A 15,477-nucleotide genomic window follows, 5' to 3' on the forward strand; every position below is an offset into this window, starting at 1 on the left:
TCCTGCCCTGGAACTGTGCCGCCAAACTGGCCGGCTGAACTCCGCTTCCCAGCGGTGTGGCAAGCATCATCTCGTCTTTGCTTGCAGCGCTCAAGACGGTGCTGGGAAGACGCTTACGGAGGAAACCATGTCCGACGCAACACGCACGGCTTCGCAGGATTCGGCACCCCAGCCGTCATCGCGCAGTGTCGCGCTCTTGGCGACGAACGAAGAACACCTCGCTCATCCGAATGTCGCCGCTTTCCTGAAGGCGATCGCCGCAGCCGAAGGCGGGGGCTATGACTTCAAATACGGTGCACTGAAGGGAAGGTCGAACGACCGCTGGCGCTTTACCGACATGTCGACCCATCCCGGGCCGGGCATTGACGGGAAGTCGACGGCCGCAGGAAATTATCAGATCACACGGCCAACCTGGGCACACCATGGCGGCAGGCTTGGGTTAAGGGATTTTTCGCCGCGCACGCAGGATTTGATTGCGGTGGAGATCTTACGCAGCCTTGGAGTGATCGACCTGATCAAGGAAGGCGACATCGCTGCCGCCATGCCAAAGGTGGCGCGGACCTGGGCTGCGCTGCCGAAGGGGCCGGGACAGCGCAATGCCTATCCGCCGCAACGCCACGTGAGTTTTGAGCATTTCCTGTCGACTTACTTGCGGGCCGGCGGCACGACTACGTAGTGTTTAAGGCCCGACAAGTCATGTCGTGCTAGATCAGGAGCGGGATTTCCGACGGCGTGCGATGCCTGCGCCGATAGCGGCAAGACCCAGCAGTGCAAAACTGGACGGCTCGGGAATCTCGGCATTGTCCGCTACACCGAAGATGACTTCGCCGACATTTACATGCGAGGAATTATGCGAGGTCACGAAGTTGACGCGTATGTAGCGACCAGACGCCACGTTCAGGTCAAACGCCTGCAGAAGCACTGCCTGGCCATAATCTCCAGGGCCATAGGTGGCAGCAAAGCTGCCCAAGGAAATGGCATTTGTAAAGTTGGTATTGTTGGCGATAAGCAGGTTGAAATTTTTGACCCCCTGCCCATCGTTATCGTTGAACAAACCAAATTTTTTTTAGTGTGTAGATGGCGCCAAGGTCGAAATCGACATAGCTTGGTGCCGCGGCAAAATAACCGCTCGAGAAGGAGGTGCCAGTGTGTCCAGGAGTGGAAGCCGCATAGGTTTCGAAGCTGGTCGTGCCGCTGATGTAGGTCTTTGTCAAGCCCGATTGATCGACCAAGCGCGACGGCGGATACCCTCCGACAAAACTATTATTCGCGATGACGCTTGCACCTTGAATGGTGGTGGCGCCGGCAGCCGAGCAAGCCAGGACGGTAACTGCTGCTGCAATCATTCGCATCATTGTTTTCATTGTGTTTTCCCTAGTGATAGACCGGTTTGCTGTTATGCAAATTTCATGCCTAGAGTAAATACGCTGTGAAAACAAATAGTTACCGATGACTGATTTCTCAATCATAATTTCTGTAAAAAAATTCGACAGATGAAATCGGACGATCACCTGCACGTCGCGATACGATGGACGTTGGAACTGATCTTTTAGCTGGCAAATCCGCTTGAATAGATCAACAAAAAAAGGGTTACACGCGAAATGCATGCAACCCTTTTCAGCGAATTTTGGTGCCGACTGCAGGACTCGAACCCGCCACCTGATGATTACAAATCAACTGCTCTACCTGATGAGCTAAGTCGGCTTAATCTTGGAACAACGATTATACGCTATTTGATGCGGGTCAACGTTGGGCGTCCGCCCTTCTTCGGCGGCTCGTCATCGCCATCCGGCGCCGTGGTGGTCTCGACCGGCGTCTCCGCCTGCTTGCCCGGCACCGCCGACAACGACGGCGCAACCGCCTCTTCGGACGACGACGAAGAAGGTCCCATCTCGGCCGCCGTGACATTCACCTCGAACGCCATCCCCTGGCCGTTCTCGTTGGCATAAATCGCCAGCACGTTCTGCACCGGAATGTACAGCTCGCGCGACACGCCATTGAAACGCGCCCGGAAGTGGATCGCGTCGTTGTCCATCTTCAGGCCCGAGGTGGCGCCGTAGCTGATGTTCAGGATGATCTCGCCCTTGCGGACGTACTCCATCGGCACTGTGGTAGCGGAGTCGACCTTGACCGCGAGGTAGGGCGTATAGCCGCTGTCCGTGCACCACTCGTAGATGGCGCGCAGCAGGTAGGGCTTGGTGGAAATCTCTGACATGGACGTGATAAAAAAAGCAAAGCTTGCGCGCCAGTTTAGCGGATTCGCCTGTGCGGCGTCCGAAACCGGCGCGTACTGAATCACTGGAGCCTGAGACGCGGCATGCGGGCGCGATCAGCGCCCGCACACGGCATCAGCGGCGCATCACCTTCTCGGACGGGGTCAGCGCTTCGATGTAGGCCGGACGCGAGAAGATGCGCTCGGCGTACTTCATCAGCGGGGCCGCGGTCTTCGACAGCTCGATGCCGTAGTGGTCGAGGCGCCAGAGCAGCGGGGCGATCGCGACGTCCAGCATCGAGAACTCGTCACCCAGCATGTACTTGTTCTTCAGGAACAGCGGGGCCAGCGTGGTCAGGCGGTCGCGGATTTCATTGCGGGCCTTGTCGTGGCTCTTGTCGTTCATCTTGTTGCGCTCGCTTTCCAGCACGTGCACGTGGACGAACAGTTCCTTCTCGAAGTTGAACAGCATCAGGCGGGCACGGGCGCGCATCAGCGGGTCGGCCGGCATCAACTGCGGGTGCGGGAAGCGCTCGTCGATGTACTCGTTGATGATGTTCGACTCATACAGGATCAGTTCGCGCTCGACCAGGATCGGCACCTGGCCGTAGGGGTTCATGGTCGAGATGTCTTCCGGCTTGTTGAACAGGTCGACGTCGCGCACCTCGAAGTCCATGCCCTTTTCGAACAGGACGAGGCGGCAGCGTTGGGAGAACGGGCACGTGGTGCCGGAGTAGAGAACCATCATGGTTTATAGTTCCTTAAGAAACAATGGGGTGAAGCGCCTAGCGATTCACCCCGAAAAATGATTGCCCGTATTATAGCCAACCGGGCAATGAAAGCGAATTTACTTCACTTCTTTCCAGTACGACTTGTTCAAGAGCCAAGCCAGGAAGGCGAACAGCGTCATGAAGAGCAACACAATAACGCCTAACTTCTTGCGTTGGTCTTGCGCTGGCTCAGCCATCCACACGAGGTAGGCAACCAGGTCGGCGGTCGCGGTGTCGAACTCCTGCTGGGACATCGTGCCCGGCTGGACTTGCTCGAAACCGACGAACTTGTGGATGGTCTTGCCAGCTTCGTGCGGGTCAGGCACGTCGGCGAACTTCGCCTGGCGCACGCCCTGTTCCTGCCACATCACGTGCGGCATGGCCACGTTCGGCACGATCATGTTGTTCCAGCCGGTCGGGCGGGTGTCGTCCTTGTAGAAGGTGCGCAGGTAGGTGTACAGGTAGTCCGCGCCGGTGCCCGAAGGCGAAGCCTTGGCGCGCGCCATCACCGACAGGTCCGGCGGCACGGCGCCGAACCAGGTCTTGGCGTCGTCCGGGCGCATGGCCGTCGTCATCATGCCGCCAACCTTGTCTTGTGAAAACAACAGGTTGTTCTTGATCTGCTCTTCAGTCAGGCCGATGTCGCGCAGGCGGTTGTAGCGCATGCTTGATGCCGAGTGGCAGTTCAAGCAGTGATTGACGAACAGCTTGGCGCCGTTCTGCAGCGACGACAGGTCGCTGCGCTCCGGTGCCGGCTCGAGCGGGAAGCCGCTGTCGGCGGCGAATACCAGTCCCGGCACCAGGGCCAGGACCGCGATCAGTTTCTTCGCAAAGAATTTCATGTGGTGTCCTTGTGCTCTCTGGTGATCAGTGTGCCGAGTAGGTCAGGCGCGTCGGGACCGGCTTGAACCGGCCCATCGTGCTCCACCACGGCATCAACAGGAAGAACGCAAAGTACAGCAGGGTCGCCACTTGCGAGATGATCGTGTAGGCCGGCGTCGGCAGCTGGGTGCCCAGGTAGCCCAGGGCCACGAAGCACAGCGCGAACAGGATGTAGACCCACTTGTGCCAGTCCGGACGGTAGCGGATCGAGCGTGCCGGCGAGTGGTCGAGCCACGGCAGGAAGGCGATGATCACCACCGACGAACCGAACAGCACCACGCCCCAGAACTTCGCATCCAGCACCTGCGGCAGCATGCCGATGATCAGGACCAGGCCGATGACCGCGATCGCGATCTTGGTCTTGTAGGCCAGGCGCGACTTGAACCAGATGAACACGACGTAGGCGGCAATCGCGGCCATCAGCACGTACATGAAGTCGGCGGTCGTCGCACGCAGCACCGAGTAGAACGGGGTGAAGTACCAGGTCGGCGCGATGTGCGGCGGGGTCTTCATCGAGTCGGCCGGCAGGAAGTTGTTGTATTCCAGGAAGTAGCCGCCCATCTCAGGCGCGAAGAACACGATCGCCGAGAAGATCAGCAGGAACACCGCCACGCCGAAGAAGTCCTTGGTCGAGTAGTACGGGTGCGACGGGATGCCGTCCACCGGGTGGCCGTCCGGACCGATGTTGTCCTTGATCTCGATGCCGTCCGGGTTGTTCGAGCCGACTTCGTGCAGCGCGATCAGGTGGGCGGCGACCAGGCCCAGGATCACCAGCGGCAGGGCGATGACGTGGAAGGCGAAGAAGCGGTTCAGGGTGGCGTCGGAGACCACGTAGTCGCCGCGGATCCACAGCGACAGGTCCGGGCCGATCACGGGGATCGCGCCGAACAGGTTGACGATCACCTGGGCGCCCCAGTAGGACATCTGGCCCCATGGCAGCAGGTAGCCGAAGAAGGCCTCGGCCATCAGGCACAGGAAGATCGCGAAGCCGAACAGCCAGATCAGCTCGCGCGGCTTGCGGTAGGAGCCGTACATCAGGCCGCGCGCCATGTGCAGGTAGACCACGATGAAGAACATCGAGGCGCCGGTGGAGTGCATGTAGCGCACCAGCCAGCCCCACGGCACTTCGCGCATGATGTACTCGACCGAACCGAAGGCCAGGTTGGCATCCGGCTTGTAGTGCATGGTCAGGAAGATGCCGGTGACGATCTGCAGCACCAGGATCAGCATCGCCAGCGAGCCGAACAGGTACCAGATGTTGAAGTTCTTGGGGGCGTAGTACTTGCCCCACTGGTCGTTCCACAGCTTCGACAGCGGGAAGCGGTCGTCGACCCAGGCCAGGGCCTTGGCGCCGGCCGGTGCGTTCGCGGGAACCTGCGTTTCCTTGAATGGTCCGCCCATGTTATGCCTCGCCTTTCTCGTCTTTGCCGATCACCAGGCGGTTATCGGACAGGTACATGTAAGGGGGGACGTCCATGTTGGTCGGCGCCGGCTTGTTCTTGAAGACGCGCGCCGACAGGTCGAAGGTCGACCCGTGGCAAGGGCACAGGAAGCCGCCCGGCCAGTCGTCGGGCAGGTTGGGCTGGGGGCCGGACGCCAGGCGCGAGGACGGCGAGCAGCCCAGGTGCGAGCAGATGCCGACCGTGACCAGCACCTCTTTGTGCTCTTCGCGGGCGCGCCAGGCGTTCTTGGCGTATTCCGGCGTCTCCAGCTGGTAGGGTTTTTCGGAGTTCGGGTCGGCCAGCTCGGGCACGGCCTTGTCCAGGGTGGCCATCATCTCGGGCGTGCGGCGCAGGATCCAGACCGGCTTGCCGCGCCATTCGACCACCTTCAAATCGCCTGGCTTGACGTCGGAGATGTCGACCTCGACCGGGGCGCCGGCGGCTTTCGCGCGCTCTGACGGCTGGAAGGTACTAACAAGAACTCCCGCCGTGGACACCCCGACGACGCCACCTGCAGCGCATGTCGCGACGAGCAGTCCGCGTCGGCCTGAATCGACCTGCTTTTCAATACTCATACCAACCCCACTCCGTGAAAATACGAATCTTAAGAATCAATAAAGAGCTTCCAGCAACACAAAATTATATGTGAAGGGCAATACCGATTGGAAAAAAATTATCAAGCGGACACATCCGAGCGGAATACCCCTACCTGCTTAGACCCTTTATACACGTGTGCATCCGCAGCATTCCCGCTTGCGGTATCATGAAATCGCTTGACTCAATAACAACGAAGGGAACAGACATGTCCATGCTGGGAGAGTTCAAAACGTTCGCAATGCGCGGCAACGTCGTCGATCTTGCCGTCGGGGTGATCATCGGCGCCGCCTTCGGGCGCATCGTCGATTCGCTGGTCAAGGACGTCATCATGCCGCCGGTCAGTATGTTGTTCGGCGGCCTCGATTTCGCCAATTATTACCTGCCCCTGAACGGCCAGGGTACGGCCTTGCCGCTGGCCGAGGCGCAGAAAGCCGGCGCCGTAATCGCTTACGGCAACTTCCTGACCATCCTGCTGAACTTCATTATCCTCGCATTCATCATCTTCCTGATGGTGCGGATGGTAAACCGCCTGCGCGGCCCGGTCGACGCGCCCACCGCGGCGGAAGCGGAAGAGATCCTGCTGCTGCGCGACATTCGCGACTCCTTGAGGAAGTAATGGTGTGAACGACAGCGTCCACGAACTCAAGCCGCAGGGCACCCGCCCGCGGCGCCAGCCGGGAGCGATCAAGCGCTTCTGGCTCTTGTTCGCGCAGGCCGTCACGGTTGCGCTGGCGCTGTATTTCGTGATCTCCGCGATGCGGCCCGACTGGCTGCAGCGGGCGCCTACCCAGGTCGCGCTCGGCCCTTCCGAGGTGCCGGTGCTGCAGGGGCCGCGCCTGCCGGCCAGCGGCAGCTACCGCGACGCGGCCGGACGCGCCATGCCGGCCGTCGTCAACATCCTCACCAGCAAGGCTTCGCGTGAAACCCATCCGCTGCTGAAGGACCCCTTCTTCCGCCGCTTCTTCGGCGACCGCCTGCCGCCCGACGAGCAGCTGGCCAGCCTCGGCTCGGGAGTGATCGTCAGCGGCGACGGCTACATCCTGACCAATAACCACGTCATCGAAGGCGCCGACGTCATCGAAGTGGGCCTGGCGGACGGCCGCAAGGCCTCGGCACGCGTGGTCGGCACCGACCCGGAGACCGATCTGGCCGTGATCCGCATCGAGGCGCGCAACCTGCCGGTGATGGTGCTGGGCGACCCGGAGGCGGCGCGCGTGGGCGACGTGGTGCTGGCCATCGGCAATCCCTTCGGCGTCGGCCAGACGGTTACCCTCGGCATCATCTCTGCGCTGGGGCGCAACAACCTGCACATCAACCACTTCGAGAACTTCATCCAGACCGATGCCGCGATCAACTTCGGCAACTCGGGCGGGGCCCTGGTCGACACCAACGGCCACCTGCTCGGCATCAATTCGGCCATCTATTCGCAGACCGGCGGCTCGGTCGGCATCGGCTTCGCCATTCCCGTCAGTACCGCCAAGAAGGTGCTCGACTCGATCGTCGAGCACGGCCAGGTGGTGCGCGGCTGGATCGGCATCGAGTCGCAGGACATCACGCCCGAATTGGCCGAGAGCTTCGGACTGGGACGCTCGAGCGGAGCGATCATCGCCGGCGTGGTGCGCGGCGGCCCGGCCGACCGCGCCGGCATGCGCCCGGGCGACATCCTGGTGGCGGTCGGCGGCAAGAACGTCGCGAATACCAGCGAGATGCTCAATCTGATTGCCCAGCTCGAACCGGGCGACACGGCGCCGCTGCGCATCCTGCGCAAGAATCGCGAGTCCACGCTCGACGTCACCGTCGGCAAGCGCCCGCGCCAGCCCCAATAGAAGAAGCCTTTTTCCGGACCCTGCATGCACCTGCGTGACCTGACACAATTCCTAAGCGAACTCAGCGAGAATAACAACCGGCCCTGGTTCCTTTGGAACAAACCACGCTACGACATCCTGCGCGCCGAATTCCTGCAAGTAGTCACGGAATTGATCGGGGAGCTGGGCACGTTCGACAAGCAGGTGGCCGGCTGCGACCCCAAGAAGGCGCTGTTCCGCATCCACCGCGACGTGCGCTTCGCCAAGGACAAGCGCCCCTACAAAACCCATTTCTCGGCCGGCATCGCACCGCTCAACAAGCGCCGTCCGAGCGCGGCGGGCGGGCCCACCTATTACTTCCACATCGAGGCCAACGGCAACCTGCTGTTCGGCGCGGGCGAATACCTGCCGCCGGCGCACCGCCTGAAGGCGATCCGCGAACACGTGGTCAACGATGCGACAGGCTTCAGCAAAATGTTGAAGAATAAGCATCTCCGCGCGACCTATGGCGACCTGCAGGAAGAAGACAAGCTGCAGCGTCCACCGAAGGGCGTCGATCCCAACCACCCACTGGTGGAATACCTGAAGCTGAAGAGCTTTTTCGTGTGGATCGAGGTGCCGCTGCTGCTGAATGCACCGGAACTGCTGGTGCCGCAGCTGGCGAGCGGCATGAAGGATGCGTTCGCGCTGGTGAGCTGGCTGCGCAGCGTGCCGGAGGCAAGAGACGAAGAGGAAACAACCGAATAAGGAGGCGACATGGCCTTGCAACACGCAGTTTCGGGCGAGCGCATCGCCTTGCAGCGCGGCGACGACGACATCGCCCATTTCACCTCGATCGCGCTCGCGAAGACCGAGCACATGGAACTGATCCGGCTGGTGGTGCCGAAGGAAAAGCCGATGCCCGAGCACTGGGTCGAGGGCGAGATGACCCTGGTGTGCCTGGAAGGCGAGATCGCCTTCGACGCCTACGGGCGCACCACCGTGTTGCGGCCGAACGAGATGGTTTACCTGGAGGGCGGGGTGCCGCATGCGATCCGGGCGAACCAGGATGCGGTGGCCTTGATGACCATTTTGCTGGGGGCCGTCAGGACGGGTGGGCCGACGAATGAGGGGCGCAGTTCGGGCAAATAGGCTTCGCAGCGCGGCAAACCTCAGGCCAGTTCGTCGCGCGGATCCCGTGCCAGCAACTGCTGCGCCATCTCCGTCGCCGCCACCCCATCGAACAGCACCGCCGCCACCGCCTCGGTGATCGGCATGTCCACCCCGAGCCTGCGCGCCAGTGCGCGCACCGACTTCGCACACGGCACGCCTTCCGCCACGTGTCCCAGTTCGGCCACGATGGTGTCCAGTTGCTTGCCCTGGGCCAGCGCCAGGCCCACGCGGCGGTTGCGCGACAGGTCGCCGGTGCAGGTCAGGATCAGGTCGCCCATGCCGGTCAGCCCCATGAAGGTGCCGGCCTGCGCGCCCAGGTGCACGCCCAGGCGGGTGATCTCGGCCAGTCCGCGGGTAATCAAGGCCGCGCGGGCGTTCAGCCCCAGGCCCAGGCCGTCGGCCGCGCCGGTGGCGATCGCCATCACGTTTTTCACAGCGCCGCCTACTTCGACGCCGATCATGTCGTCGCAGGAGTAGACGCGCAGGTTGTTGCCGTGCGCCGCGGCGACCACGCGCTCGCGCAGGATTTCCGAGCTCGAGGCCACGGTCAAGGCGCAGGGCAGGGCGCGCGCCACTTCCTGTGCGAACGAGGGACCGCTCAGCGCCGCGCCGGGCACGCCGTCGCCCAGCACCTCGGCCTTCACCTGGTGCGGCAGCAGGCCGGTGCCGGCTTCGAAGCCCTTGCACAGCCAGACCACGTTCGGAATCGCACGGCCTTTGAGCTGCCCCAGCAGCGGACGCAGGCCGGCCACCGGGCAGGCCAGGATCAGCAGCGGCGCCTCATCCTCGCCTGCATCGGTCACGTGCGCCAGCGCCGCCTCGAAGTCGGCGCCGACACGCAGGCCGGCCGGCAGCGGGAAACCCGGCAGGTAGTGCAGGTTCTCGCGCGCCGCCGCGGTCTCGGCCATCTGTTCGGGATTGCGGCCCCACAGCAGCACGTCATGGCGGGCGGCCAGGGCGATGGCCACGGCCGTGCCCCAGGCGCCGGCGCCCAGGACGGTGATCTTGGATGGTTTTTTCTGCATAGTTTTCAGGAATCACAGGCCCCACACGTCGTTCGAGCGGACATAGCCGTCGATGCCGTCGCGGTGGCGCACCCGGATCCAGGTAATGGCGGTCGGGTCGACCAGTTCGAGAACGACGCCCTTGTCGGCCGTCATCAGCACCTGCGCCCCCTCCTCGGGGCCGGCGAAGACCTTGGCGCCCGGCGTGCGCACCACCACGTTGCGGCGTGCGCTCAGGCCCTTGGCCTCGGTCCAGGCCAGCTCGCCATCGGCATCGCGCACCTTGACCCACTCGCCGTAGCTCGACACCACCTGCAGCGGCATGCCGCGCGGCGCCAGGTACATTTTCGCGCCCTTGCTGGATGGCGTGTCGTACAGGATCACGGGTGCCGCGCCGACGCTCTTGAAATCCAGGGCGAACGCAGCCGGCGCTGCCAGGAGGAGCACGCTTGCAAGGAGGCGGGATGGAATCATGGCGGGCCGAAGGACTGGGGGGACCGGGGCGCCGGAGGCACGGGCACCGCAAGCGATGCCCGTGAGTGGGAACTTACTGTGCCGGAGCTGCAGCAGCTTGTGCCATGGCTTGCTGGCGCTGCTGGTAGAAGGCTTCGAAGTTGATCTCGGCCAGGTGCACCGGCGGGAAGCCGGCACGGCTGATCACGTCAGCGATGTTGGCGCGCAGGTAAGGGTAAACGATGTTCGGGCAGCCGATGCCCAGCAGCGGATCCATTTGCTCGGCCGGGATGTTGCGGGCTTCGAAGATGCCTGCCTGCTTGCCTTCGACCAGGAAAGCGACCTTGTCTTTCAGCTTGGCGGTGACGGTGATGGTCACGGTCGACTCGTAGATGCCTTCGGCGATCGATTCGGCGCCGACGTCCAGCGACACTTCGATGGTCGGCGCTTCCTGCTCGAGGAAGATTGCCGGGGAATTCGGTTGCTCCAGCGACATGTCTTTCAGGTAGACGCGTTGGATTTGGAATACTGGTTGCAGGTTTTCGTCGGACATGGAACGCTTTCGTTTTAAATGATGGTGGACGGACGCGCCGTCCCGGTACTTTGGTCAAACGCGAGGGCAATTGTATCAAAATCAATTCTGATGCAATACCCCCGCGGTCATGGTCCCCAAAGCCCGTCGATCCAGGCTGAGTATGTACTTACTGACAGCTTAATGGCCGGCCAGGAGCGGGTCCAGGCGACCCGCCTGGTCGAGTGCGTACAAGTCGTCGAAACCGCCGACGTGGGTGTCGCCCACGTAGATCTGCGGGACGGTGCGGCGGCCGGTGCGCTGCATCATGATCTGGCGCTGCTCCGGATCGAGGTCAACGCGGATGCGCTCGATGTCGGTCACGCCCTTGGCTTCGAGCAGGCGCTCGGCGCGGACGCAATAGGGGCAGCTGGCGGTGTGGTACAGAACGACGTGTGCGGTCATGGTGCTTCCTTCCAAATGTTTACTTAGTCACCGGCAGGCCGGCCGCGATCCAGGCTGCCTGGCCGCCTTCGAGCGCATGCGCGTCCTCGAAGCCGGCGGCCTGCAGCTGGCGTACCGCCTTGTCCGCGCGGGCGCCGTTCTGGCACACCACGATGACGCTGCGGTTCTTCGACTTTTCCAGCTCGCCGATCCGATTGCCCAAGTCTGCCAGCGGGATGTTTTTCGCGTCGCGCAGGTGGCCGGCAGCGAACTCGTCCGAAGTACGCACGTCGAGCACCAGGCTCTTGCCGCGGTTGATCATCTGCGTGGCCTGCAGCGGGGTGGCGCGCTTGCCGCGTGGAGCCAGGGCCGGCCAGAGCAGGGCGCCGCCCGAAATCACGGCGATCGCCACGACGAAGATATTATCGAGAATGAAATTCACAAGTGTCCCAATGGTTGAACTGAATCGGCGCATTATAAAATAGATGCTGGACCGGATTTCAATCGCACCTTTTAACCGAAGAAGAGCTTATGTACAAAATCGTATTCATGCGCCACGGCGAATCCACCTGGAACCTCGAGAACCGCTTCACCGGCTGGACCGACGTCGACCTGACCGAGAAGGGCATCAACGAGGCGAAGAGCGCCGGCCGCGTGCTCAAGGAAGCCGGTTTCACCTTCGATGTGGCCTACACCTCGGTGCTCAAGCGCGCGATCCGCACGCTGTGGCTGGCCATGGACGAGATGGACATGATGTACCTGCCGGTCAAGAACGACTGGCGCCTGAACGAGCGTCATTACGGCGCCCTGCAGGGCCTGGACAAGGGCGAGACCGCGGCCAAGTTCGGCGACGAGCAGGTGCTGGTCTGGCGCCGCAGCTACGACACCCCGCCGCCGGCATTGGAAGAGGGCGACGACCGCACCTCGTTCAACGATCCGCGCTACGCCGGCCTGTCGAAAGAGCAGATTCCCCTGACCGAATGTCTGAAGGACACCGTCGCCCGCGTGATGCCATGCTGGGACGAGGAAATCGCCCCGGCCATCCGCGCCGGCAAGAAGATCCTGATCTCGGCCCACGGCAACAGCCTGCGCGCCATCATCAAGATGCTGGACAACATCAGCGACTCCGACATCGTCGGCCTGAACATCCCGAACGGCCAGCCGCTGGTGTACGAACTGGACGCCGACCTCAAGCCGATCAAGCACTACTACCTGGGCGACCAGGACGCGATCGCCGCCGCCGTGGCGGCCGTGGCCAACCAAGGGAAGGCGAAGTAAGCTTGCGTTTGCCATTCACGAAGTCAGCCGGTAGTGCGCTCCTGTGCGCATTACTGGCGGTCGCGCTGTCCGATTCCGCCTTTGCCCAACGCCAGACCGAACGCAGCCGCCAGAAGCTGACTGCGGAGAAGCAGCGCACCGGTATCCAGCAGAAGCTGGAGGCGATCAAGCGCGACATCGCCCGCACCGAAGATGCGCGGGCCGATGCCGCCGACGAGCTGGCGGAGTCCGAGGCCGCGATTTCCGACGCCAACCGCGCGCTGCGCGAGCTGGCCGAGGAACAGGATGCGACCAGCACCCGCCTGCACGAGCTGTCGACCCAGGGCGAGCGCCTGCAGCAGACAATTGTTAATCAAAAGAAACAATTGTCGCAACTGCTGCGCGAGCACTACGTGGCCGGCAACGAAGACCGCATCAAGCTGCTGCTGTCCGGCGACAACCCGAACCGCATCAACCGCGACCTGCAAATGATGGCCTACGTGTCGCAGGCCCAGGCGAAGCTCCTGTCTTCGCTGCGCGCCAACCTGGCCGAGGTCGAGGCCAACCGCGACAAGGTCGAGAACGCCCAACTGGAACTGCAGGAAATCGCCGGCGAACAGCAGCAACAGAAGCAGACGCTGGAAAAGGAAAAGGCCAAGCGCACTGCGCTGATGCAGAACCTGTCGACCCGCCTGAGCGACCAGCGCAAGCAGGCCGACCGTCTGCAGCGCGACGAACAGCGCATGAGCGAGCTGGTGGACCGCCTGTCGCGCCTGATCCGCGAGCAGGCCGAGGCCGAGCGCCGCCGCCAGGCCGCCCTGGCCGCGGCAAAGGCCAAGGCGCAAGCCGAGGAACAGGCGCGCGCCCTGGCCCGCGCCAGGGCCGCCGCCGAGAAGGCCGAGCGCGACCGCATCGCGCGCCAGAACGGCAAGCCGGTCGCCAGGCCCGAGCCCGAGGCGCCGCCGCCGAAAGTGGCCGAGCAGAAGCCCGCCGACAGGCCGGCTGAAACCCGTCCGGGCACGGTGGAGCAGGAGGTTCCGCTGGCCCCGCCGGCGCCGGCCGGCGCCTTCGCCGCCCTCAAGGGACGCTTGACGCCGCCGATCAGCGGCAATATCCGCGCCCGTTTCGGCGCGCGCCGTACCGAAAGCCTGACCTGGAAGGGCATGTTCTTCACTGCGCCCGAAGGCGCCGAAGTGCGGGCCGTGGGTCCGGGACGGGTGGTGCACGTCGACTGGATGCGCGGTTGGGGCAATATGGTCATCATCGACCACGGCGGCGAATACCTGTCGACCTACGGCTTCGCCTCGGCGGTGCTCAAGCGCCCCGGCGACATGGTGCGCGCCGGCGAGGTGATCGCGAGCGCGGGCAATACCGGCGGTATCGAGGAATCGGGGCTATACTTTGAGCTCAGGCATCGCGGCAAGGCCTTCGATCCGGCAAGCTGGATCAAATTCTAGGGGCACCACACATGGGTAAGGCAAAGAATCTCGGGCTGATCGGACTGGGCATGGTGGCCGGCGTCGCCGCCTCCTTCCAGTTCTCGGCCCATGCGCAGAAGGAAACCGGCGCGCCGCTGCCGCTCGACGAGCTGCGCCAGCTGGCCGACGTCTACGGCCTGATCAAGTCCGACTACGTCGAGCCGGTCGAGGACAAGAAGCTGCTGTCTGAAGCGATCGGCGGCATGGTCGCCTCGCTCGACCCGCATTCGAGCTACCTCGACCAGAAAGCCTTCCGCGAGATGAAGGAAGCGGTGCAGGGCAAGTTCGTCGGCGTCGGCATCGAAGTGGCCAGCGAAGACGGCTACGTCAAGATCGTCGCCCCGATCGAGGATACCCCCGCGCACAAGGCCGGCATCAAGTCCGGCGACCTGATCACCCGCATCGACAACGTCCCGGTCCGCAACATGTCGCTCGACGAAGCGATCAAGCGCATGCGCGGCAAGGCCGGCAGCAAGGTCACGCTGACCATCGCGCGCCGCGGCGAGGACAAGCCCTGGGTGGTGCCGGTGCAGCGCCAGGAAATCGTGGTCCAGAGCGTCAAGGCAAAGATGATCGAGCCGGGCTATGCCTGGCTGCGCGTCAGCCAGTTCCAGGAAAACACCGTCGAGGATCTGGCCAGGAAGGCCAAGGCCCTGTATGCCGAAAACCCACAGATCAAGGGCCTGGTGCTCGACCTGCGCAACGACCCCGGCGGCCTGCTGCCGGGGGCGATCGGCGTGTCCGCGGCCTTCCTGCCGCAGCCGGAACAGCTGATCGTCTCGACCAAGGGCCAGCTGCCGGATTCGAACCAGCAGTTCTACGGCCGCCGCGAGTTCTATGCCCAGCGCGGCGCCGACCCGCTGGCCGGCCTGCCGGCCGCACTCAAGACCGTACCGATGGTGGTGCTGGTCAACGGCGGCTCGGCCTCGGCCTCCGAGATCGTGGCCGGCGCGCTGCAGGACTACAAGCGCGCCATCATCATGGGCAGCCAGACCTTCGGCAAGGGCTCGGTGCAGACCCTGCGCCAGCTGTCGGCCGACACCGCGGTCAAGCTGACCACGGCACGCTACTACACCCCGAAGGGCCGCCCGATCCAGGCGACCGGCATCGTGCCCGACATGCGCGTGGACGAAACCGCAGAAGGCGACGCCCTGGCCGTGCTGCGCGTGCGCGAGGCCGACCTGCAGCGCCACCTGGCCAGCGAAGGCGAAAAGACGCCGGCCGTCAAGGAGAAGAAGGACGCCTTCGAAGCCCAGCAGCGCGCCATCGCCCAACTGAAAGACCGCAAGCCGCTCGACTACGGCAGCAAGGACGATTTCCAGCTGGCCCAGGCGATCAATCACTTCAAGGGGCAGAAGGTAGAGTTGGCCAAGGCGGAGCCGGAGGCATTGAAACCGGCGCCGAAGGTGTTGCCGGGGACGGAGACCAAGCCGCCGGAGATCAAGGCGCCGAAGAAGTAGTGTCTGCGGC

Annotated in this window: 20 protein-coding genes and 1 tRNA gene; 8 read left to right on the top strand and 13 right to left on the bottom strand. The window is 63.4% G+C overall.

Annotation, left to right across the window (positions count from 1 at the left end; genetic code table 11):
- Nucleotides 1–676, top strand: a 676-nt coding sequence (locus tag AC56LK_RS10420) for a lysozyme family protein (RefSeq protein ID WP_497184481.1), incomplete at its 5' end; no start/stop codon positions are given.
- A 33-nt stretch (nt 677–709) separates the two neighbouring features.
- On the opposite strand, the gene AC56LK_RS10425 is transcribed toward AC56LK_RS10420, so the two are convergent.
- The 8 genes from AC56LK_RS10425 to petA form a co-directional block, all read right to left on the bottom strand.
- Nucleotides 710–1,054, bottom strand: a complete 345-nt coding sequence (locus tag AC56LK_RS10425; RefSeq protein WP_497184482.1) for a PEP-CTERM sorting domain-containing protein — start codon at nt 1,052–1,054, stop codon at nt 710–712.
- The gene (locus AC56LK_RS10430) at nt 1,041–1,364 is read right to left on the bottom strand and encodes a hypothetical protein (protein ID WP_497184483.1); all 324 of its coding nucleotides are present in this window, start codon (nt 1,362–1,364) and stop codon (nt 1,041–1,043) included. The genes AC56LK_RS10425 and AC56LK_RS10430 overlap by 14 nt, the downstream gene beginning before the upstream one ends.
- Before the next feature lie 264 nt (nt 1,365–1,628).
- Nucleotides 1,629–1,704 (bottom strand) — tRNA-Thr (locus AC56LK_RS10435).
- Nucleotides 1,705–1,729: 25 nt separating this feature from the next.
- Nucleotides 1,730–2,215, bottom strand: coding sequence for a ClpXP protease specificity-enhancing factor (locus tag AC56LK_RS10440; RefSeq protein ID WP_497184484.1), 486 nt, complete (start codon nt 2,213–2,215; stop codon nt 1,730–1,732).
- A 133-nt stretch (nt 2,216–2,348) separates the two neighbouring features.
- The gene (locus tag AC56LK_RS10445; protein ID WP_436108253.1) at nt 2,349–2,960 is read right to left on the bottom strand and encodes a glutathione S-transferase N-terminal domain-containing protein; all 612 of its coding nucleotides are present in this window, start codon (nt 2,958–2,960) and stop codon (nt 2,349–2,351) included.
- Between the two features lie 99 nt (nt 2,961–3,059).
- On the bottom strand, nt 3,060–3,824 hold the full coding sequence (locus AC56LK_RS10450) for a cytochrome c1 (protein ID WP_497184485.1): 765 nt from the start codon (nt 3,822–3,824) through the stop codon (nt 3,060–3,062).
- Nucleotides 3,825–3,849: 25 nt separating this feature from the next.
- Entirely contained in the window at nt 3,850–5,265 is a 1,416-nt protein-coding gene (locus AC56LK_RS10455; RefSeq protein ID WP_497184486.1) for a cytochrome b, read from the bottom strand.
- Nucleotide 5,266: 1 nt separating this feature from the next.
- Nucleotides 5,267–5,881 (bottom strand): ubiquinol-cytochrome c reductase iron-sulfur subunit, encoded by a 615-nt coding sequence (petA, locus tag AC56LK_RS10460; RefSeq protein ID WP_497184487.1) that lies wholly within the window; start codon nt 5,879–5,881, stop codon nt 5,267–5,269.
- Nucleotides 5,882–6,108: 227 nt separating this feature from the next.
- On the opposite strand from petA, the gene mscL reads away from it, so the two are divergent.
- The 4 genes from mscL to AC56LK_RS10480 all read left to right on the top strand — a co-directional run bounded on the left by mscL (nt 6,109) and on the right by AC56LK_RS10480 (nt 8,839).
- On the top strand, nt 6,109–6,519 hold the full coding sequence (gene mscL / locus AC56LK_RS10465; RefSeq protein WP_497184488.1) for a large conductance mechanosensitive channel protein MscL: 411 nt from the start codon (nt 6,109–6,111) through the stop codon (nt 6,517–6,519).
- A 67-nt stretch (nt 6,520–6,586) separates the two neighbouring features.
- Nucleotides 6,587–7,729 (top strand): Do family serine endopeptidase, encoded by a 1,143-nt coding sequence (locus AC56LK_RS10470; RefSeq protein WP_497184642.1) that lies wholly within the window; start codon nt 6,587–6,589, stop codon nt 7,727–7,729.
- A 24-nt stretch (nt 7,730–7,753) separates the two neighbouring features.
- Entirely contained in the window at nt 7,754–8,455 is a 702-nt protein-coding gene (locus AC56LK_RS10475; protein ID WP_497184489.1) for a DUF2461 domain-containing protein, read from the top strand.
- 9 nt (nt 8,456–8,464) lie between these two features.
- The gene (locus tag AC56LK_RS10480) at nt 8,465–8,839 is read left to right on the top strand and encodes a cupin domain-containing protein (RefSeq protein ID WP_497184490.1); all 375 of its coding nucleotides are present in this window, start codon (nt 8,465–8,467) and stop codon (nt 8,837–8,839) included.
- Nucleotides 8,840–8,859: 20 nt separating this feature from the next.
- Here AC56LK_RS10480 and AC56LK_RS10485 read toward each other — a convergent pair whose 3' ends face one another.
- The 5 genes from AC56LK_RS10485 to AC56LK_RS10505 form a co-directional block, all read right to left on the bottom strand.
- Nucleotides 8,860–9,885 carry an NAD(P)H-dependent glycerol-3-phosphate dehydrogenase gene (locus AC56LK_RS10485; RefSeq protein ID WP_497184491.1) on the bottom strand — a complete coding sequence of 342 codons (1,026 nt, stop codon included), beginning with the start codon at nt 9,883–9,885 and terminating at the stop codon, nt 8,860–8,862.
- A gap of 12 nt (nt 9,886–9,897) precedes the next feature.
- Entirely contained in the window at nt 9,898–10,338 is a 441-nt protein-coding gene (locus tag AC56LK_RS10490; RefSeq protein ID WP_497184492.1) for an SH3 domain-containing protein, read from the bottom strand.
- 73 nt (nt 10,339–10,411) lie between these two features.
- Nucleotides 10,412–10,870, bottom strand: coding sequence for a protein-export chaperone SecB (secB, locus tag AC56LK_RS10495; RefSeq protein ID WP_369091439.1), 459 nt, complete (start codon nt 10,868–10,870; stop codon nt 10,412–10,414).
- Between the two features lie 159 nt (nt 10,871–11,029).
- Nucleotides 11,030–11,293 (bottom strand): glutaredoxin 3, encoded by a 264-nt coding sequence (gene grxC, locus AC56LK_RS10500; RefSeq protein WP_497184493.1) that lies wholly within the window; start codon nt 11,291–11,293, stop codon nt 11,030–11,032.
- A gap of 19 nt (nt 11,294–11,312) precedes the next feature.
- A complete protein-coding gene (locus tag AC56LK_RS10505; RefSeq protein ID WP_497184494.1) occupies nt 11,313–11,714 on the bottom strand; it encodes a rhodanese-like domain-containing protein in 402 nt (133 codons plus the stop codon).
- A gap of 89 nt (nt 11,715–11,803) precedes the next feature.
- Between AC56LK_RS10505 and gpmA the strand changes: the two genes are divergently transcribed.
- The 3 genes from gpmA to AC56LK_RS10520 are packed head-to-tail and all read left to right on the top strand — an operon-like array spanning nt 11,804 to nt 15,467.
- A complete protein-coding gene (gene gpmA, locus AC56LK_RS10510; protein WP_497184495.1) occupies nt 11,804–12,550 on the top strand; it encodes a 2,3-diphosphoglycerate-dependent phosphoglycerate mutase in 747 nt (248 codons plus the stop codon).
- A gap of 8 nt (nt 12,551–12,558) precedes the next feature.
- Nucleotides 12,559–13,986: a murein hydrolase activator EnvC family protein gene (locus AC56LK_RS10515; protein ID WP_497184643.1), complete on the top strand. Its 1,428-nt coding sequence runs from the start codon at nt 12,559–12,561 to the stop codon at nt 13,984–13,986.
- An 11-nt stretch (nt 13,987–13,997) separates the two neighbouring features.
- Nucleotides 13,998–15,467, top strand: coding sequence for a S41 family peptidase (locus AC56LK_RS10520; protein WP_497184496.1), 1,470 nt, complete (start codon nt 13,998–14,000; stop codon nt 15,465–15,467).
- Nucleotides 15,468–15,477: the final 10 nt, after the last annotated feature.

Source organism: Telluria sp. ZB4P36, assembly GCF_059685865.1.